Source organism: Nocardia bovistercoris, from assembly GCF_015674855.1.
Lineage (GTDB): Bacteria > Actinomycetota > Actinomycetes > Mycobacteriales > Mycobacteriaceae > Nocardia > Nocardia bovistercoris.
Map to the genome: position 1 here is coordinate 417,825 of NZ_JADMLG010000003.1, position 18,264 is coordinate 436,088.

The window sequence follows — 18,264 nt, forward strand, 5'->3', positions numbered from 1 at the left end:
GACCTCGTTCACGGCACCACCCCGCTGTCCTTCAGGTCGGCGATCTCGTCCCACGAATACCCGAGCTGGAGCAGCACGTCCTCGGTGTGTTCACCGTGTTCGGGCGCCCGCCGCAAGGTGGGTGGGCGCTCGTCCAATTGCACGGGTCCGGTCGGCAGCGAATACGACGCGCCACCCTCGGAGCCGACCGCGCCGATGTAGTCGTTGGCGAGCACCTGGGGGTCGTCGAGCAATTCCTCCACCGCCTGCACCGGCGCCCACGGCGCGTCGAGATGGCTCAGCAGCGCCTTCCATTCCTCGAAAGTTCGCCCGGCGAATTCCTTCTCCAGTTCCGCCACGCAGGCGGAGAGGTTCTCGCGACGGGCGGCCATATCCGCGAAGCGCGGATTCGCGAGCAGATCCTCGCGCCCGAGCAGGCGACAGAACGGCGACCAGTAGCGGTCGGGCTGCAGGAAGACCAGCTGAATGTGGCGGCCGTCCTTGGTCCGGTAGGCGCCGACGAGCGGATTGACCGCCCCGCCGCGCCCCGATGCCGCCCGCGGCGTGCCGCCCGCGAGCGCCGCGAGCACATCCGAGGTCAGCATCCACATCGCGCCCGCGAGCAGTGAGACATCGACGACGCCGCCGACGCCGGTGCGCTCGCGACGCAGCAGAGCCGCCGCGATGCCGAACGCCAGCGCCATCGCGCCGTTGCGATCGCCCATCGCGCCGCGCTGGGCGATCGGGTAGTCCCGTTCCGGCGGGGTGAGCACATGCGCGACGCCGCCGCGCGCGAAAAATGCCGACGAGTCGTAACCGGGGCTGTCGGCATCGGGTCCGCGCACACCGTAGCCGTGTCCGCGCGCGTAGATCAGCGCCGGGAAACGCCGCGTCAGTTCGTCCGCGTCGAGGCCGAGTCGACGCAGCGCCCCCGGCCTGAAGTTCGTCAGGAACACGTCCGCGGTCCGCAGCAACTCCTCGAGCAGTCCCCGCCCCCGCTCGGTGCCGAGATCGATCGCGACCGACCGCTTGCCCCGATTCGCCATGGCCACCGACAGATTCACTCCCGAACTGTCCGTACCGATGCCCTGGGTGGCCAGGGCGCGATACGGATCGCCGTCGGGACGTTCGACGCGGATCACGTCCGCGCCCCAGTCCGCCAACAACGCACCGGCCACCGGCACGAAGACCCACTGCGCCAGTTCGACCACGCGCAGGCCGTCGAACGCCTCGCCGTCCAACACATACCTCCTCGGATCAGGAAATCACCCAGAACCATAGTCAGATTCTACGAATAGCGATAGTGTCACTCTTCAATATTCGAATCGCCGTTCTCCCCCGGGAGTATCGCCCGGAGTCGCGCCCGGCGGCCGTAGCGCCGCTCGGTCGCCCGCCCACTCCGGCAGGCCGGACGGCACCGCCCATCGACCACGGAAGCCGTTGTCCCCCTGGGACAGACGTCTCCGAGCGGCGCCGTCCCGACACCGAAAAGAGGAACAGTCATGTCAGGCCGAGTAGCAGACAAAGTCGCGTTCGTGACCGGCGCGGCCCGCGGTCAAGGCCGCAGTCACGCGGTGCACCTGGCGCGCGAGGGCGCCGACATCATCGCGATCGACATCTGCGCGCCGATCGACGGCATGCCCGAACCGACATCGACCCCCGACGACCTCGCCGAGACGGCCGAGATGATCAAAGGCTTCGGCCGCCGGGTCGTCACCGCGCAGGTCGACGTGCGCGACTACGCGAGCCTCGCCGCCGCGGTGGACGGCGGCGTCGAGCAGCTCGGGCGACTCGACATCATCGTCGCCAACGCGGGCATCGGCACCCCCGGCGCACCGCTCGACGAGATGGACGAACAACGCTGGCAGGACACCATCGACGTCAACCTGACCGGCGTCTGGAAGACCGTCAAAGCGGGCATCGGCCACATCAAGGCGGGCGAACGCGGCGGCTCGATCGTGCTGACCAGTTCGGTGGGCGGGCTGAAGGCCTATCAGCGGGTCGGGCACTACGTCAGCGCCAAACACGGCGTGGTCGGGCTCATGCGCACCCTCGCGGTCGAACTCGGGCCGCACAGCATCCGCGTGAACTCCATACATCCCACCCACGTGAACACCCCGATGCTGATGAACGAGTCGACCTACACCACCTTCCGACCCGACCTGGAAAACCCCGGCCCCGCCGACCTCGAACCCATCTGCCGCATGTTCCACGTGCTGCCGATCCCGTGGGTCGAGGCCGAGGACATCAGCAACGCCGTCCTGTTCCTCGCCTCCGACGAGTCCCGCTATATGACCGGCGTTCCGCTGCCGGTCGACGGCGGCAGCTGCCTGAAATAGGCGAAAACCCCTCTCCCCACGACGAATAAGGCGCCACCTTGACCAGCTTCGATGACCTCGACTTCTTCACCGACCCGTCGTTCGTCCCCGACCCCTACCCGTACTTCGATCACCTGCGGGCCAAGGGCCCGGTCGTGCGCGAACCGCACCACGGGGTCATGGCGGTGACCGCTTATGCCGAAGCGCAGGAAGTCTTCCGGGACACCGACACCTATTCCAGCTGCATCGCCGCGGGCGGACCGTTCCCACCGCTGCCGTTCACCCCGACCGGCGACGACATCGACGCCCAGCTCGACGCGCACCGCACCCGGATGCCCCTGCACGAGCACATGGTGGTGCAGGACCCGCCGCGCCACACCCGCTCGCGGTCACTGCTGACCCGCCTGCTGACGGCCAAGCGGCTCAAGGAGAACCAGGACTTCCTGTGGCAGCTCGCCGATCGTCAGCTCGACGAATTCCTGGCGAACGGGCAGTGCGAATTCCTCGGCGCCTACGCGAAACCGTTCTCCCTGTTGGCGATCGCCGATCTGCTCGGCGTCCCCCGCGACGACCACGACGAATTCCGCGAAGTGCTCGCGAAACCGCACCTGATGGGCAATATCGAGGGTCAGGGCGCGGCCATCAATCCGCTGGCCTTCCTGGACGAGAAATTCAGCTCCTACATCGAGGCGCGCAGGCGCGAACCGCGCGAGGACGTGCTCACCGAACTCGCGAGCGCGAAATTCCCCGACGGCGCCACCCCCGAGGTCACCGAGGTGGTGCGCACCGCGACGTTCCTGTTCGGCGCGGGCCAGGAGACCACCGCGAAACTGCTCTCCTCGGCCCTGCAGATCCTCGTCGACAATCCCGAACTCCAGCCGCGGCTGCGCGAGGACCGCAGCCTCATCCCGACCTTCATCGAGGAGACGCTGCGCACCGAGAGCCCGGTCAAGGCGAGCTTCCGGCTGGTCCGCAGATCGACCTCCCTCGGCGGAGTCGACCTACCCGCCGGCACCATCGTCATGGTCTCGCCCGGCGCCATCAATCGCGACCCGAAGCGTTTCACCGATCCGCACGAATTCCGTGTGGACCGCGAGAACGTCCGCGACCAGATCGCGTTCTCCCGCGGCGTGCACTCCTGCCCCGGCGCACCGCTGGCCCGCGTGGAAGCCCGGATATCCCTGGAACGAATCCTCACCAGGATGCTCGACATCACCGCCGACGAACAACACCACGGCCCGCGCGGCATGCGCCGCTACACCTACGAACCCACCTATATCCTGCGCGGCCTGTCCGACCTGCACCTGCGCTACACCCCCGCGGCCGACGAGTGACACCGGAGCAGGCCCGTATGACCACCGAGCCCGCGGGCCGCGAATCCACCGCCGTCGACGAAATCACCGACTGGACAAAGGGTTACCTGCGCCGCCACCCGGTGGCGTCGCTGCGCACCGTCGGTGGTCAAGTGGTGCTCGGCGGCGCGGCGATCCGGTATCTGTGCACCGATGTCGCCACCGGACGATTCCCGGTCGGCGAGTTCGTCCGGCAGGCGAGTTTCATGGTCAAGACCTCCTATGTGCCGACGGTCGCCGTCGCGCTGCCGATCAGTGCCACGCTGTCGATCCAGTTCGGGCTGCTGGCCGGACAGGTGGGCGCGACGTCGCTGGCGGGCGCGGCGAGCGGACTCGCGGTGATCCGCCAGTCCGCGCCGCTGGTCACCGCCATGTTGCTCGCCGCGGCGGTTGGCTCGGCCGTGTGCTCGGACCTCGGCGCCCGAACCATACGCGAGGAGATCGACGCCATGGAGGTGATGGGCGTCTCGGCGCTGCGCCGACTGGTCGTGCCGCGCCTGGCCGCCTGCGTCCTGGTGGCGATGGGATTGACCGGACTGAGCTGCTTCATCGGCTTCCTGGCGGGCTACCTGTTCAACGTCTACGTCCAGAACGGCACGCCGGGAAGCTTTCTCGCGACCTTCTCGTCCTTCGCCACGACCGGCGACCTGTACCTGGCGATGGTCAAGTCCGCGGTGTTCGGGACCATCGTCGCGGTCGTCGCCTGCGAGAAGGGGCTCAGCGCACGCGGCGGTCCCGGCGGCGTCGCGAACGCGGTCAACGCCGCGGTGGTCGCCTCGATCATCCTGCTGATGCTCGTCGATGTCGGCTTCACCGAGATGTACACCATCCTCTTCCCCAGGACGACGCTCTGATGGCGACCAGATACCGACCGTTGCCGGTGCGCGCGGTGGAGCCGCTCGCGGTCGTGGTCACCGCGCCCGCGGGCGTCGTCGCCCGGCTCGGCCACATGGTCAGCTTCTTCGTCCGCGCCGCGACGTCCGTGCCAGTCGCGCTGCGGCACCACAGCCGCGAATGCTTCCGGATTCTTTCCGATATCACTTGGGGCAACGGGTCATTGGTCGTCGGGGGCGGCACGGCGGGCGTCATCCTGGTACTCGGTGCGGCCGCGGGCGGCATCGTCGGGATCGAGGGCTACAGCGCACTGAAGGTGCTCGGCATGGCGCCCGCGACCGGCATGGTCGCCGCCACCGCCGCCACCCGCGAACTCGCCCCGATCATGGCGTCCATCGCCTTCGCGGCCCAAGCCGGTTGCCGGTTCACCGCCCAACTGGGGTCGATGCGGATATCGGAGGAGATCGACGCACTCGATTCGATCGCCATCCGGCCGATCCCGTACCTGGTCACCACCCGCCTGCTGGCCTCGGTGGTCGCGATGATCCCGCTCTATCTGGCGGGCCTCGCGGTGGACTACCTGGCCATCGAATTGTTCGTCGGCATCGCGGGCGGGCAGGCGTTCGGCACCTACGAACACTATTTCGCGCTGGTGCTGAACAGTGCCGACATTGTCTACTCGCTGCTGAAAGCCGTTGTGTTCGTTGTCATCACGACCACCATCCAGTGCTACTACGGCTACTACGCCACCGGCGGCCCCCAAGGTGTCGGCATCGCGGCGGGCCGGGCGATGCGCGCCGCCATCACCGTGATGATCTGCGTGAACCTGTTGCTGACCATGGCGCTGTGGGGTGTGGCGTCCACCTCGAGAATCAGTGGGTGACGCGATGCCGATCGCCTTCGAATCCGACGGGAAACACGTCTCCGACGCCCGACTGCTCGCCCGCGGGCTGGTCTTCCTCGTCGTCGTCACGGCGGTGGTCGCGGCGCTGCTCGCACGGGCGCAGGGCCACTTCGACCGTCCCGTCGAGGTCACCGCGGAACTGGTGAACGTCGGCGACGGCCTGCCGGACAACTCCGATGTCAAATATCACGGCATCCTGGTCGGCCGGGTCACGGGCGTGGCTGCGGCCGCCGCGCAGTCCCCGAACCGCGTCCGGCTCGCGCTGCGAAAAGAATTCGTCGACGCGATCCCGGGGACGGTGACCGCGCGGGTGGTCCCGAGCAATGTCTTCGCCGTCCCTTCGGTGCAACTGGTCGACAACGGACCGGGCCCGGCATTGCGCGCAGGCGCCCGGATACCGGAAGACCGCAGCCTGGCCACCGTTCGGCTACAGACCTCCCTCGACGCACTCGAACAGATCGCCGCGGCCGCGGGACGCCCCGGCTCCGATCCCACCGTCGGCATCCTGACCACCGTGGAACAGGCCACCAGCGGCCGCGGCGACGCCGCGATGCGCGCGGCGGGCCAATTGCGCCGGATCGTCACCGAACTGCACGCCGCCACCACCCCCGACGGCACCGCATCCACCCTCGACACCCTGGCCACCGCGATCACCGAACTCCAGTCATCGGCCCCCGACCTGCTCGACGGACTGCACAGCGCGGTGGTCCCGATGCGCGCGGTCGCCGAGAAACGCGAACAGCTCACAGCACTGCTCACCGGCGGCGTGCACACCACGACCACCCTCGGCGGCGCGCTGGAACGGCGCGGCGACACCATGCTCGACATCACGTCCAAGCTCGGCCCGACGCTGGACGTACTCGCCCACGGCACCGCGAGCGCCGTGCAGATCGGTACCTCGCAGACGCATATGACCGACAAATTCGGCGAATCCTTCGACACGCGAACACAGAACTCGCTGGCGCGGGTCATCCTCGAACTCACCCCGCACAAGGAATACACCCGCGCGGACTGCCCGAGGTACGGGACGCTGGAAGGCCCGAGCTGCCGCACCGCGCCGATCGACGGTCCGAGTGTGCTCGCCCGGCCCGCCGCCGACATCGCGGGCGGACCCGAGCAGCGGCAACGAATCACCGAACTGCTCGGCGGGCAGTCGAATACATTGTCCGACTTGCTGATCGGGCCGCTGGTCCGCGACGGCGCGACGGATCGGGAAGCGAGCCGATGAGTTACCGACGATCCCTACTCGGCCTGATCGCCTTCCTGGTCGTCTCGATACTGACCACGTGGACGGTGTTCGTGACGCTGGAGCGCGGCGTGCGCGGCGACGTTGACCGGTATTCGGCGGTGTTCACCGATGTGTCCGGACTACAGACCGGTGACGACGTGCGGGTCGCCGGGGTCAGGGTGGGCCGGGTCGACGACATCGAATTGGCCGGGACCCGCGCGAAGGTGACCTTCGCGGTACGCGACGAACAGCGGATCTACGGCAACACCGTCGCCTCGATCGTCTACCAGAACGTCATCGGGCAGCGCTATCTCGGCCTGTCGCTCGGCGAGTTCCACGACCCGTCCGTGCTGCGCCCCGGATCGCTGATCCCGCTCGAGCACACCGAGCCGTCGTTCGACCTGTCGAATCTGCTCAACGGATTCGAGCCGCTGTTCGGCTTGCTCGAACCCGAGCAGGTCGACAATGTGACCGAAGCGCTCATCCGCGGCCTGCAAGGCGACAACGGCTCGATCACCGCGTTGATCGCCCAGACCTCCGCGCTCGCCGAATCATTCGCGGGGCCGGACGAGGTCCTCGGCGCCGTGATCGACAATCTCGGCAAGGTCGTCGCGGATCTGGCGCGCCAAGGCGACAATCTCCAGACCACCATCGCCCAGACCCGCAAGATCTTCGAAGGTCTCGACCAGCAGCGCGATATCGTGCTGCGGCAGGTCGGCGACATCTCGACGGTGCTGGACCGAGCGGCTCAGGTGGTGCGCGGCTCGGCGCCCGAACTGAGCGCGTTCATCACCCGCCGACCCGGCTTCGTCCAGCACTTCCTGGACAACAAGGGCAAATTCGCCTACCTGGGCTTCAATGTCCCGCTGCTGCTCAAGGGCATGGCGAGGATCGCCGACGACGGCGCCTACGTCAACGCCTACGCCTGCAATGTCGAGGCCAGTGTCATCCCCGGCGGTGATTCGCTGCTCGAGCAGCTGGTCGGCGCGGCGACGCCGGGCGGCGCACCCGAGAACTCCGCGATCTGCAGGTGAGGTCTTTCATGCCGAATCGTTCCTCGGTCCGTGTTCCGCGTGCGCTCACCGGTATCGATCGCACGCTGCGCATCGGCGTCGCGGCGGTGACCGTGCTGGCGACGCTGGTCGGCGGCGCGGTGTTCATCCACTCGCTGCACCTCGGGAAAGCCACGTACACCGCCGATTTCGCTCAAGTGGCCGGGCTCGGGCCCGGTGATCCGGTCACCCTCGCCGGCATACCGGTCGGCACCGTCACCGCCACCGAACTCGACGGCGATCACGTCGCGGTCACCATGAAGATCGATGATTCGGTGCCGCTGGGCGAACGGACCGGAGCCGCCATCAAATTGACCACCCTGCTCGGCTCCCGCTACGTCGAACTGCGGCCCGCCGGGACCGGACGCCTGGACGGCGGACGAATACCGCTGTCGCGCACCGAAGTTCCCTACGACCTCGAAACCGCGCTGCAACAGGCCACCACGACGTTCGGGCAGGTCGACGCCGACAAGATCGCCCGGTCCATGGACACGCTGTCCCAGCAGTTGCGGGGTTCGCCCACCCTGGTGCCCGACCTGCTGGCCAATGTGCGAAACCTGTCGACGGTCATCGCGTCCCGGCGCGACCAGATCGGCCAACTGCTCACGGCCACCTCCCAGGTGACCACCGTGATCCGCGACCAGCAGGCCGATCTCGGCGTCCTGGTCGACCGCGGCCGATCCGTGCTGCAACAGATCAGCGCCAATCGCGCCGCGATCGAACGCATGCTGGCCGCCACCACCAGCCTGGTCCGACAACTCGAGCCGATCGCCGTCGGCGACCAGGACGATATCGCGAAACTGCTGACCGACCTGGAGACCATGACCACGATGATCGCCCACAACGACGATCTGATGCGCAACACCCTGCAGATCCTGCCCGTGCCGTGGCGGCTGTTCGCCAACGCCACCGGCACCGGACAGGAAATGGTCGCCAATCTCCCCGACGGGCTGTTCCTCGACAGTTTCATGTGCGCGCTCAGCGGCCGCGCCGAGCAACTCGACCGACCCCCGTACCTGAAGGACTGCGAATGACGAGCATGCGCCGCCGCGCGGAACGCCTCACGAAACTGGCCTTCGTCACCGTGACGGCGGTGGCGCTCGCGGGCTGCTCGGGCGGCGGGCTGTCGGGCGGGCGCACCATCACCGCGCAGTTCGAGAACGCCAACGGTCTCTACGAGGGCAATGCGGTGGCGGTGCTCGGCATGCACGTCGGCAAGGTCGCCCGCATCACACCGCGCGGTTCCGGCGTCGAAGTGGTGCTGCGGGTGGATGCTCCGGTGCGGCTGCCCGCCGACGTCCAAGCGGTGCTGATCTCGAATTCGGTGCTCACCGACCGCCACATCGAACTGGCGCCGGTCTATCGTGGCGGCCCGACCCTGCCCGACAACGCCGTCCTCGACCGCGCCCACACCAAGAACCCGGTCGAATTCGACAGCCTGCTCGCCATGTCGGACCGACTGGCGATATCGCTGTCCGGCGACGGCGCGGGCGGCGGTCCGATCGCGAACCTGATGGATATCGGCGCCGCGGCCACCGAGGGCAACGGCGATCTGATGCGCGAGGCCCTCGACAAGCTGTCGCAGGCCCTGCGCGTCGGCGGCGACGACGGCGCGGCCACCCGCGACGCCGTCACCGGGGTCGTCACCGACCTCGACGCGCTCACCACCGTGGCCGCGGACAACGAACAGACGTTGCGCGACTTCGCCTCCGGGGTCCATCGACTCACCGACCTGCTCGCCGACCAGAACCTCGGCACCGGCGACACCGGCGCGAAACTCCGCGACATCCTGGTCGCCACCGCCGACCTCATGGCGCGCAACAAGGACAGGATCGCGGCTCTGACCGCCAACGCGGGCACCCTGACCACGACCATGGCCGACTACAACGACAATCTCGCCGAATTCTTCGACGTGTTCCCCTTGGCGGCCGACAACGTCTACAACGCCATCGACCGGGACATCGGCGCGATCCGGGCGTCGGTCGACCTGAACCGGATGCTGCTGGACGGCCAGATGGTCAAGGAGGTCTGCAACCTGCTCGGCTTGAAGGAACTCGGATGCGCCACCGGCACCATGCGCGACCTCGGACCCGACTTCGGCATCGTCCGAATGCTCGAGATCATGGCGGAGATGGACAAATGACCACGCGCACGACATCGTTCCGGAACTGGCGTAGGTTCGTCCTGGTCGCCGCGACCACCGTCCCGCTGACGGCCTGCGCGACCACACTCGAGAGCCTTCCCCTGCCCGCCCCCGGCATCGACGGCGACAGCTACACCGTGACCGCCACCTTCGCCAACGCGTTGAACCTCCCCGCCAAGGCGAAGGTGAAACTCAACGGCGCCGACGTCGGTCAGGTCGAGGACATGACCACCCGCGACTACACCGCCGTCGTCACCCTGCGCATCCGCTCCGAAGTGGCGCTGCCCGGCGGAACCACCGCCGAACTCCGGTCGGCGACACCGATGGGCGACGTCTTCGTCGCGGTCGCCCCACCCGCGCACCCCGATCCCGCGGCGGGGAGCCTGCGCGACGGTGATGCCATCCCGCTGGAGTCGACCTCCGCGGCGGCCACCGTGGAACAGGTGCTCAGCCGGGCCGCGCTGCTGGTCAGCGGTGGCGCGTTGAAGAACCTCACCACCCTGGTCAACGCGGTCGGCGAGGACGTCGGCGGTCGCGGCGACCGCCTGGCCACCCTGATCGAGCAGACCAGGCAACTGCTGGCCGACCTCGCGGACCGCTCCGACCGGATCCAGGGCGTACTCGCCGCGGCCGCCGACCTGAGCGCGACAGTCGCCGAACGGCAGACCTCGATAACCGAAGCGATCGACGCCGCCGCGCCCGCACTCGCGGTCTTGGGCGACAACACCCCGACGGTCATCGACCTGGTCGCCCGCATCGACGCCATCACCCGGCAACTGAGCCGATTCCCGTCCGTCCAGGGCACCAACGACCACAGCCTCAGCGCCTCGATCAACATGATGGCCGCGAACCTCAACGCCGCCGCGATCAATCCGGAAGCCAACCTCGACGGGCTACTCGGTCAGCTGCCCGCCCTGCTGAAGATCACCGACGCGTCCTCACCGCACCTCGACGCCGACATCGCCCGGATCGTGCTCGGCCCCGCGCCCCAACCCGGCTACCCCGGCGACGCGGGCGCCCGCCTTCCCGAGGCGATCGACTGGGTGAATTTCGTCGGCTCGCTGCAATACAACCTCGACCGCCTACGCCAACGGCTCACCGCTCCCGGTCCGGTACCCGTTGCCCCAGCGCCGGTTCCGAACGACGGACCCGCCCGATGAGGGGCCGCGCTTTCCTCGAACGACCCGCGCGCCTGCTGGTCGACGGCATCGGCGCCGTCCGCGCGCACCGGGTGGTCGCGTCCTTCGTCGGCCTGCTGGTGATATTCCTCTCCGGTACGAGCTATCTTCTGCTCGGCACCCTCGACGTCAACCCGCTTCGAGGGAAATACACCGTGCGAGTCGAACTCGCCCAGTCCGGCGGGCTGCTGCCCGGACAGGACGTCACCCTGCACGGGGTCAAGATCGGGACGGTAGCCGCCCTCGACATCGTCGACAACACCGTCGTCGCGGTCGCGAACATCGATGAGCGCACCAGCATTCCGGGGTCGGGACCGGTGCGGGTCGCGTCACTGTCCGCCGCCGGGGAGCAATACCTCGACTTCGCGCCGACCACCGACGACGGCCCCTACCTCGCGGACGGTTCGGTGGTCCCCCTCGACCGAACCTCGACCCCGACGACCCTCGCCACCATGCTCGGCGATCTGAGCGGCACCTTGGCCCAGGTCGATCCGGACAAGATCCGCGCCGTGGAACGAGAACTCGGGGTCAGCTCGGACGGACCGGAAAAGCTCGCCGCGATAGTGGACGGCGGCACCTTCCTGATCTCGACGCTCGATTCCGTACTCCCGCAGACTGTTTCGCTACTGCACAACAGCAAGGTGCTGCTCGGCCTGATCGGCGAGAACGGACAAGCGCTACACGACACCGCGGGTGACCTGGCTGCCACCATGCGCGGGGTGAACGCGAAGACCGGCGGCTTCGAGCAGATGGTCGACCTCGCCCCCGGCGCGCTCACCACCATGGACGCCATCATCGCGCAGAACTCCCCCACGATGGTCCAACTGCTCGGCAACCTCACCACCACCTCACAGATGCTCTACCTGCATATTCCGGCGCTCCAGGAATTCTTCTGGCCGCAGCAGCGCGGCGGCTCCACCCTCGACGCCATCACCTCGACCTTCCACGACGGCGGCATCTGGGCGCTGGCGAGCATCTACCCGAAGTACTCCTGCGACTACAACCTGCCGAGGCAGCCCGGCATCATCCCCGACTTCCCGGAGCCGTACCTCAACGCCCACTGCGCGAATCCCGATCCGTCCGTGCTGATTCGCGGCGCCGCCAACGCACCGCGCCCGCCCGGCGACAACACCGCGACCCCGCCGCCCGGCGCCGACCCGCTCGCCACCGCGGACCCGACCCCGACCGGCCCCTACACCATTCCCACCCCCTACGGCGGTGTCCACGCCACCTTGGAAACCCCGAAATTCAACTGACACCCCACCGTTCGCCGACCGAGGGACCGCCATGACGCAGTCGACGCCGACCACGACCGAGAAGACCGAGCCGGAAACGATTTCGGAGACCGACGCACCGAAAAACGTACCCTCGGATGACGCGGACACGACCACCGAGAACGAATCCGACTCCATCGCAACCGGTTCGCCTTCCACACCGGCGCCCGACCGACGCGGGTTACTGCTTCGTCTCGCCCTGACCCGTGTCCTGCCTGCGGCCCTGCTGATCCTCACCACCGTGGCCGCGGTCGTATTCGGCTGGAAAGACCGCAACCACAACGAAGTCGACCGCGCCACCACCGAAGCGGCGGCCGCCGCGCGGCACTACGCCGTCGCCCTCACCACGATCGACGCGGACCGCATCGACGAGAGCTTCGCGGCCATCCGCGACGGCGCAACCGGCGAATTCGCCGACATGTACACCCGGTCCTCCGACCAGCTGAAACCGCTGCTGCTGCAAGCCCGCTCCAAGAGCGTCGGCCACGTCGTCGACAGCGGCGTCCGGTCCGCGTCCGAGGATCGCGTGGTCGTCCTGCTGTTCGTCGACGCCGAGATCAGCAACACCTCCGCGCCCGAACCCGGGACCGACCGCAGCAGGCTGGCGATCACGATGCGCAAGGTCGGTGACCGCTGGCTGGCCGAGAAGGTCGACGTCGCGTAGGTGTCGAAAGCGGTTCATGGCGGATCGCCGCCTGCGACGACATCGGCCGTGCCTACGGAAGTGCGCATGGTTCGGGGCGTGGTGCCGGTCCAGGTGCGGAACGCGCGGTAGAAGGAGTTGGTGTCGTCGTATCCGAGCAGGTAGGCGATTTCGGCGGGGCTGAGATCGGCGCGGTCGAGGTAGTGGGTGGCGAGGGTGCGGCGGGTGTCGGCGAGGACGTCCTTGTAGGTGGTCCCTTCGTCGCGCAGTTGTCGTTGCAGGGTTCGTTGGCTGACGGCGAGCCGGTTGGTGACCGTTGTCATGGAACTGTCTCCCGCGGGCAGCATTTCGGTGAGCGCGGCGCGCACCCGGTCGGTCACCGAGGCGCTCGCCTCGAGGTCGGACAGCCTGCGGCGCAGTTCCGGGGCGAAGAAACGCCACATCTGTTCATTCTCGGTGAGGAAGACGCGGTCGGCGTCGGCGCGGGAGAACCGGACGGCGTAGGTGTTCCCGGCGATGACGGGCGCGCCGAAATAGTGTTCGAGTTCGTGTCGGTCGATGGGCGGCACGGGAACCACCACGCCGGTGGGGCGGATGTGCCTGCGGGTGCCGATGCGGGCCAGCGCAACCCAGAAGACCAGTTCGGACATGGTCAGCACATCGGGCGGACGCGGCCCGTCGGGCCAGTGGCAGGTGACGGTGAGCCCCGCCGCGTCGCTCGCCACGCCGATACGCAGCGGGCCGATCAGGGGTTTGAACTCGGCGATACGGCGCGCCGCGAGAGCTAGATCCGGGCTGCACAGCGCGGCCAGGATCGGTGGGCTGAATATCTCGACCGACAGCGCCTTGCCGACCTCGACGGCGAGGTTGCGGTCACCGGCCTCGGCTTCAAGGGCCGACCACAGCCGGTAGTACTCCGCCGGGGTCAGCGCGACGGGGGCGCTGCCGAACATTCCCTCGGGCAGGCGCGCCCTTCGCAGCACCGTGGCCGGTGAAAGCCGCAGATCGTGGATGAAAGCCTTCACCGCCGGGTCGACGGAGAATCGCTCACCGGTCATGCCGCGATCCTCTCGAATGGGTTCGTACGGGTCAGCGTGATTCTATTCGGGCGGCGCCCGCTCGCGACGCCTCCGCGAGTCACACCGAAAATCGCTTTCAGCCCTTGGGAATTCCGGCGGCGCGCTGGATCACCGCGTCGAAGGTGCGGTCGGGTAGGGCGCCGTGCAGGAAGATCAGCGGTTTGGCGCCGTACCCGACCGCGTACCGGGTGCGCGGGCGTCGGGCGGTGACGGCCTTCCCGATGGTCTTGCCGATCAATTCCGGCGGGGAGGAACGCTTGTCGGTCGACTCCGCGGTCAACCAATCCGCGATCGCGTTGCCCTGCGGCGCGTAGGGCCCTGTGCCGGAGACCGCGCGCACCTTGTCGGCGGCGATCCGCGGCCATTCGGTGCGGATGCCGCCCGGTTCGATGACGATCACGTCGATACCGAACCGCGCGACCTCCATCCGCAGACAATCACTGAGCGCCTCCAGCGCGAATTTGGTGGCGTGATACCACGCACCGAGCGGCGTCGCGATCTTGCCGCCCATCGAGGTGACATTGACGATTTTCCCGAACCGCTGCGCACGCATGGCGGGCAGCACCAATTGCGTCAGGCGCGCCGCACCGAAGACATTGACGTCGAACTGCGCGCGCGCCTCATCCATCGGCACGTCCTCGAGTGCACCGTATGAACCGTAGCCCGCATTGTTGACCAGGACATCGATCCTTCCGGTCTCCGCGAGAATCTTCTCGACACCCTCCCGCATGGACGCGTCGACGGTGACATCCATCGAAATCGGGCGTATGCCGGACTCGGCCAGCGGCGCCATCCGCTCGACGCGCCGGGCGGCGGCATAGACGGTGAATCCCGCCTCCCGCAGCGCTATGGCGGTGGATTCACCGATACCGGAGGAAGCGCCGGTCACCAAAGCCACTCTGATCGTCGACATAGTCACATTTCCTGTCTGATCGGTTGCGCCCGAACACCATTCGCGCTCGATGTCGCATCGGAAGAACTGGGCCGCGGTCGGGCGGAAGTCGCTCCCGAACCGGCGACCACCACATTACGAACGTCGACCCGCCCGATCACTAGCGCGACGCGCCACTCCGCTCGCAGGACGCGCCAACTTCTCGCCGACCACCGCACACCCCCGGTCCCGAGAAACAGGCAGCGGCGCGAAACCACCGGTCGTCTTCTACGATGTCGATCATTCGAGAGACAGACGGATTTTCGGTCACGTCGTAAGTTCTTTCTCGTTGTCGCGCAATCCGACAACCACATTCGTGGTGAGCGATCGACGGGAATCGAAAGGATTGCGCGGCATCCCATTTCAATTCATTCGACCGGTTCGGTCGAAGCTCACCGCGAAGCTCCGCCGGATTCGCCCGTGGAGCGCCGCGCGAAAGGGGATACCGTGCTGGCCGAGCTTGCGATCGTGGCGGTGCAGGGCGTGTCGACCGTCCTCACCGACCGCTTCCTCAATCGGGGCGACACCTCGGCGTCGATCCGTTCGGTGCTGACCGACTTGGCCGAGATCAAGGAGTTGCAGGCCCAGGACCGGGCGACACTCGTCGAGCTGCGGCATTTGACGGCGCGGGTCCTGGCGCGGACCGACGGGCTCGAGATCAGCCGCCGCGAGATCTGCTTCGTGCCGACGCCGAACACCCCGGACGTGCACGCCGCCCTGCTGAACCTGGAACTCGAGATCAGCAGACTCGAGGCAGAAATACACCCTCCGGTCGCCCAGGCGCATATCCGCTCGGACGCGCGGGCGAGCATCTTCTACCAGCTCGACGAGGAGATCGCGAACCTGCGCAGCGGCAGGGAGACCGGGCGATGACCGTGGTTTCCGAGCGTTTCGCCGCGGCGGTCCGCGAACACCTGGTGCTGAGCCTGGTGAATCTGTCGGTACACCCGGTGGTCATGGGCATCTTCGGGCCACCCGGTGAGGGGAAGACCTTCCAGCTGCGCAAGATCCTCGACGGTCTCGCGGTGCGGACGGTGTCGATCAGCGCGGCGGACTTCGAGAGCGAGCGGGCGGGCGCACCGGGCAAGGACCTGCTCGCCGCATACGTCGACGCCGCGAGGGAGATCCGCGCCAAACGGCCGACCTGCCTCGTCATCGACGATATCGACACCACCGTCGGCGAATGGGAGAACAACACCGGCACGGTGAATCACCAGCAGGTACTCGCGCAGCTGATGCACCTGGCCGATCGGCCCTGCGACATCGAACGGGTCGGGCGGATCGAGCGCGTGCCGATCTTCGTGACCGGCAACGATTTCGGCAAACTGTATCCGCCGCTGCGGCGGCCGGGTCGCATGACGGTGCTGCACTGGTCACCCACCGGTGAGGAGCGCCGATCGGTGGTCGCCGCGATCCTGGTCGGACTCGTCGAGCCGAATATCGTCGGGAGTCTGCTGGCCAGTTATCCGCTGCACCCGGTTTCGTTCTTCGCCGAGCTGCGCTCCACGCTGGTCCGCTCCGGCGCGGCGACCGTCATCCAACGGCTGGCCGATGACCTCGCCCTGATCTCCGGGGAGGGCGACCGCTTCCGCGGGCACCTACAGGCGGCGATGCGGCGCGGACTCGACCCCATCGCCGTCGAACAGGCCGCCGCCACGCTGCACGAGCAGCACCAGGCCGCCAACCGCGCCTACCTCACCCCGACCTACCTCGCTCCAACTCCGACTCTCAGTCAGGTGATCGAATGAGAACCTACGCCTACGCCGCGACCCGCACCCGAACCGAAGCCGTCGTCGACCAGTTCGACATCTTCCTGCAGTACGCCGGACTACCCGAAGCCGACCGGACGAAAGTCCTCGACGTGGTGGCACGGCGGTGGATCGAGAAGGTGGGCGTGTACCTGCTCGAAGCGGGCAAGCGGGTGCTCGAGGTCGCCGTGGAGATCGACTGGCCGCGCCACGACGACTTCGCCGCCATCAGCCCCGTCATCAACACCGACCTGCCCGGATGGGAGTCCGGGGCGGCCCCGGAGATCCGCACTCTCGGACACCGCTTCGGCGGCAAGGCCCGCGAGTCCGGGCAGACACCCCAGCACTGGGTACTGTTCACCACCGAGATCCGCACCGACGCCGAATTGCACCGCAAGCGTTGCACGGAGGCGGGCTACCTCTACCGAGGCGGTGTGCCGGACTGGCGGAACGCACCGGTCCGCCGCGACAACATGCAACTGCTCGACCTGGAGGAAGTCAACATCTCCATCGCCGAGGCATGGTGACGGTCAACCGGTTTCGGCCGCCGTGCGGTCGAGCGGTGCGTGCGCGGCGTGCGCGGCGTGCGCGGCGTGCGCGAGCGTCGACGTGGTGCCCCGTCGGGAATAGCACCGTCGGCCGTGGCGTTCGAAGGCGCATGCCGAAACCCTTCACAGAGGCCGAGCGTCAGGAATTTCTCGCGGGCACACACGTCGCCGTGTTGTCCGTGGCCGCGAACGACGGTCGCCCGCCGGTGGCCGTGCCGATCTGGTACGACTACACCCCGGGCGGCGACATCAGGATCAATACCGGTAGCGCGCGCCGCAAGGCGCGGCTCATCAGGGAGGCCGGGGCGGTGACCGTCACGGTGCAGCGCGAAGAACTGCCGTACCAGTACGTGATCGTCGAGGGCACCGTCGTCGATGCCGCGACACCCGCTCCCCTGGACGCACGGGTGAGCATCGCCACCCGCTACCTCGGCCCGGATGGAGGTCGCGCCTTCGCCGAGGGCATGGACGGCAATACCTCCGTACTGTTCACCATCCGCCCCGACCGCTGGATCTCCCAGGACTACTCGGGCGACCTCTGACGGACGAAGACAGCGGTCCGCGTCGAGGGACCGAGCCCCTCGACGCGGTTCACTACCGTGAGGATCAGACGATTCGGACGTTCATCGTGTACGAGGCGTCGTTCCACTTCGACATGACAGTCAGGTGGTAGGTGCCCGTGGCCGGAAGCTGGAACTGGCTCACGGGGGTGTCGGTGGGATACGGCCTGCCGTACGGATCGGTCATCTCGACGAGCGCGGTGCCCGGTGCGGCGGTGTAGTGCGAGATGACCTCGACGGTCATCAGTTGCCCCGCGCGGGCATCGAGCACCCAGACGTCGGTGTAGCCGCGGTTGATGTAGCCGCCGACGGTGCCGTGGTCGGTGCCGGGCGCGAACTTGATCTCGGCGTAGACCCCGCTGGCGTTCGCCGCGCCCGCGCCCGCGGTGACGACGAAGAAGGCCGCCGCGATCGCCGCCATGGCGAAGGCCGCTTTGCGAAGGGTGTGCAGAAGGGCGGACATGATGCCTCCGTTGTTCTGGGTGGTAACCGA

Annotated in this window: 19 protein-coding genes; 15 read left to right on the top strand and 4 right to left on the bottom strand. The window is 67.9% G+C overall.

The window, feature by feature from the left end; all coding sequences use genetic code 11:
* Window positions 1-8 precede the first annotated feature (8 nt).
* Window positions 9-1,220: a CaiB/BaiF CoA transferase family protein gene (locus tag IT779_RS09905; protein WP_196149165.1), complete on the bottom strand. Its 1,212-nt coding sequence runs from the start codon at window positions 1,218-1,220 to the stop codon at window positions 9-11.
* A 261-nt stretch (window positions 1,221-1,481) separates the two neighbouring features.
* Here IT779_RS09905 and IT779_RS09910 point away from each other — a divergent pair, with 261 nt between their 5' ends.
* The 11 genes from IT779_RS09910 to IT779_RS09960 are packed head-to-tail and all read left to right on the top strand — an operon-like array spanning window position 1,482 to window position 12,926.
* Window positions 1,482-2,318, top strand: coding sequence for a mycofactocin-coupled SDR family oxidoreductase (locus tag IT779_RS09910; RefSeq protein ID WP_196148926.1), 837 nt, complete (start codon window positions 1,482-1,484; stop codon window positions 2,316-2,318).
* A 38-nt stretch (window positions 2,319-2,356) separates the two neighbouring features.
* On the top strand, window positions 2,357-3,631 hold the full coding sequence (locus IT779_RS09915) for a cytochrome P450 (RefSeq protein WP_196148927.1): 1,275 nt from the start codon (window positions 2,357-2,359) through the stop codon (window positions 3,629-3,631).
* Window positions 3,628-4,503 carry an MlaE family ABC transporter permease gene (locus IT779_RS09920; RefSeq protein WP_408637742.1) on the top strand — a complete coding sequence of 292 codons (876 nt, stop codon included), beginning with the start codon at window positions 3,628-3,630 and terminating at the stop codon, window positions 4,501-4,503. Before IT779_RS09915 ends, IT779_RS09920 begins: the two co-directional genes overlap by 4 nt.
* Window positions 4,503-5,366 carry an ABC transporter permease gene (locus IT779_RS09925; protein WP_196148929.1) on the top strand — a complete coding sequence of 288 codons (864 nt, stop codon included), beginning with the start codon at window positions 4,503-4,505 and terminating at the stop codon, window positions 5,364-5,366. The genes IT779_RS09920 and IT779_RS09925 overlap by 1 nt, the downstream gene beginning before the upstream one ends.
* Window positions 5,367-5,370: 4 nt before the next feature.
* Entirely contained in the window at window positions 5,371-6,615 is a 1,245-nt protein-coding gene (locus IT779_RS09930; RefSeq protein WP_196148930.1) for an MlaD family protein, read from the top strand.
* A complete protein-coding gene (locus tag IT779_RS09935; RefSeq protein WP_196148931.1) occupies window positions 6,612-7,649 on the top strand; it encodes an MCE family protein in 1,038 nt (345 codons plus the stop codon). The genes IT779_RS09930 and IT779_RS09935 overlap by 4 nt, the downstream gene beginning before the upstream one ends.
* Before the next feature lie 8 nt (window positions 7,650-7,657).
* The gene (locus IT779_RS09940) at window positions 7,658-8,701 is read left to right on the top strand and encodes an MCE family protein (protein WP_196148932.1); all 1,044 of its coding nucleotides are present in this window, start codon (window positions 7,658-7,660) and stop codon (window positions 8,699-8,701) included.
* Window positions 8,698-9,810, top strand: coding sequence for an MCE family protein (locus IT779_RS09945; protein ID WP_232541586.1), 1,113 nt, complete (start codon window positions 8,698-8,700; stop codon window positions 9,808-9,810). The genes IT779_RS09940 and IT779_RS09945 overlap by 4 nt, the downstream gene beginning before the upstream one ends.
* On the top strand, window positions 9,807-10,970 hold the full coding sequence (locus tag IT779_RS09950) for an MlaD family protein (RefSeq protein ID WP_196148933.1): 1,164 nt from the start codon (window positions 9,807-9,809) through the stop codon (window positions 10,968-10,970). Before IT779_RS09945 ends, IT779_RS09950 begins: the two co-directional genes overlap by 4 nt.
* Entirely contained in the window at window positions 10,967-12,244 is a 1,278-nt protein-coding gene (locus tag IT779_RS09955) for an MlaD family protein (protein ID WP_196148934.1), read from the top strand. The genes IT779_RS09950 and IT779_RS09955 overlap by 4 nt, the downstream gene beginning before the upstream one ends.
* Window positions 12,245-12,275: 31 nt before the next feature.
* Window positions 12,276-12,926 (top strand): hypothetical protein, encoded by a 651-nt coding sequence (locus IT779_RS09960; RefSeq protein WP_196148935.1) that lies wholly within the window; start codon window positions 12,276-12,278, stop codon window positions 12,924-12,926.
* Window positions 12,927-12,940: 14 nt separating this feature from the next.
* Here the strand turns inward: IT779_RS09960 and IT779_RS09965 are convergent, their stop codons facing one another.
* Window positions 12,941-13,963, bottom strand: a complete 1,023-nt coding sequence (locus IT779_RS09965) for an AraC family transcriptional regulator (RefSeq protein WP_196148936.1) — start codon at window positions 13,961-13,963, stop codon at window positions 12,941-12,943.
* A 97-nt stretch (window positions 13,964-14,060) separates the two neighbouring features.
* Entirely contained in the window at window positions 14,061-14,897 is an 837-nt protein-coding gene (locus IT779_RS09970; protein WP_196148937.1) for an oxidoreductase, read from the bottom strand.
* Between the two features lie 465 nt (window positions 14,898-15,362).
* On the opposite strand from IT779_RS09970, the gene IT779_RS09975 reads away from it, so the two are divergent.
* The 4 genes from IT779_RS09975 (at window position 15,363) to IT779_RS09990 (ending at window position 17,753) form a co-directional block, all read left to right on the top strand.
* Window positions 15,363-15,788, top strand: a complete 426-nt coding sequence (locus IT779_RS09975; protein WP_196148938.1) for a hypothetical protein — start codon at window positions 15,363-15,365, stop codon at window positions 15,786-15,788.
* Complete coding sequence (locus tag IT779_RS09980) at window positions 15,785-16,663, top strand: AAA family ATPase (RefSeq protein ID WP_196148939.1); 879 nt, start codon at window positions 15,785-15,787, stop codon at window positions 16,661-16,663. Before IT779_RS09975 ends, IT779_RS09980 begins: the two co-directional genes overlap by 4 nt.
* Window positions 16,660-17,190 carry a hypothetical protein gene (locus IT779_RS09985; protein ID WP_196148940.1) on the top strand — a complete coding sequence of 177 codons (531 nt, stop codon included), beginning with the start codon at window positions 16,660-16,662 and terminating at the stop codon, window positions 17,188-17,190. Before IT779_RS09980 ends, IT779_RS09985 begins: the two co-directional genes overlap by 4 nt.
* 131 nt (window positions 17,191-17,321) lie before the next feature.
* The gene (locus IT779_RS09990) at window positions 17,322-17,753 is read left to right on the top strand and encodes a pyridoxamine 5'-phosphate oxidase family protein (protein WP_196148941.1); all 432 of its coding nucleotides are present in this window, start codon (window positions 17,322-17,324) and stop codon (window positions 17,751-17,753) included.
* Window positions 17,754-17,817: 64 nt separating this feature from the next.
* On the opposite strand, the gene IT779_RS09995 is transcribed toward IT779_RS09990, so the two are convergent.
* Window positions 17,818-18,234, bottom strand: a complete 417-nt coding sequence (locus IT779_RS09995) for a hypothetical protein (protein ID WP_196148942.1) — start codon at window positions 18,232-18,234, stop codon at window positions 17,818-17,820.
* Window positions 18,235-18,264: the final 30 nt, after the last annotated feature.

Bases quoted from the DNA above. Each gene is read 5' to 3' on its own strand.
- IT779_RS09910 (WP_196148926.1), top strand. From the start codon at position 1,482: ATGTCAGGCCGAGTAGCAGACAAAGTCGCGTTCGTGACCGGCGCGGCC.
- IT779_RS09925 (WP_196148929.1), top strand. From the start codon at position 4,503: ATGGCGACCAGATACCGACCGTTGCCGGTGCGCGCGGTGGAGCCGCTC.
- IT779_RS09930 (WP_196148930.1), top strand. From the start codon at position 5,371: ATGCCGATCGCCTTCGAATCCGACGGGAAACACGTCTCCGACGCCCGA.
- IT779_RS09935 (WP_196148931.1), top strand. From the start codon at position 6,612: ATGAGTTACCGACGATCCCTACTCGGCCTGATCGCCTTCCTGGTCGTC.
- IT779_RS09940 (WP_196148932.1), top strand. From the start codon at position 7,658: ATGCCGAATCGTTCCTCGGTCCGTGTTCCGCGTGCGCTCACCGGTATC.
- IT779_RS09945 (WP_232541586.1), top strand. From the start codon at position 8,698: ATGACGAGCATGCGCCGCCGCGCGGAACGCCTCACGAAACTGGCCTTC.
- IT779_RS09950 (WP_196148933.1), top strand. From the start codon at position 9,807: ATGACCACGCGCACGACATCGTTCCGGAACTGGCGTAGGTTCGTCCTG.
- IT779_RS09955 (WP_196148934.1), top strand. From the start codon at position 10,967: ATGAGGGGCCGCGCTTTCCTCGAACGACCCGCGCGCCTGCTGGTCGAC.
- IT779_RS09960 (WP_196148935.1), top strand. From the start codon at position 12,276: ATGACGCAGTCGACGCCGACCACGACCGAGAAGACCGAGCCGGAAACG.
- IT779_RS09965 (WP_196148936.1), bottom strand. From the start codon at position 13,963: ATGACCGGTGAGCGATTCTCCGTCGACCCGGCGGTGAAGGCTTTCATC.
- IT779_RS09970 (WP_196148937.1), bottom strand. From the start codon at position 14,897: ATGTCGACGATCAGAGTGGCTTTGGTGACCGGCGCTTCCTCCGGTATC.
- IT779_RS09980 (WP_196148939.1), top strand. From the start codon at position 15,785: ATGACCGTGGTTTCCGAGCGTTTCGCCGCGGCGGTCCGCGAACACCTG.
- IT779_RS09985 (WP_196148940.1), top strand. From the start codon at position 16,660: ATGAGAACCTACGCCTACGCCGCGACCCGCACCCGAACCGAAGCCGTC.
- IT779_RS09990 (WP_196148941.1), top strand. From the start codon at position 17,322: ATGCCGAAACCCTTCACAGAGGCCGAGCGTCAGGAATTTCTCGCGGGC.
- IT779_RS09995 (WP_196148942.1), bottom strand. From the start codon at position 18,234: ATGTCCGCCCTTCTGCACACCCTTCGCAAAGCGGCCTTCGCCATGGCG.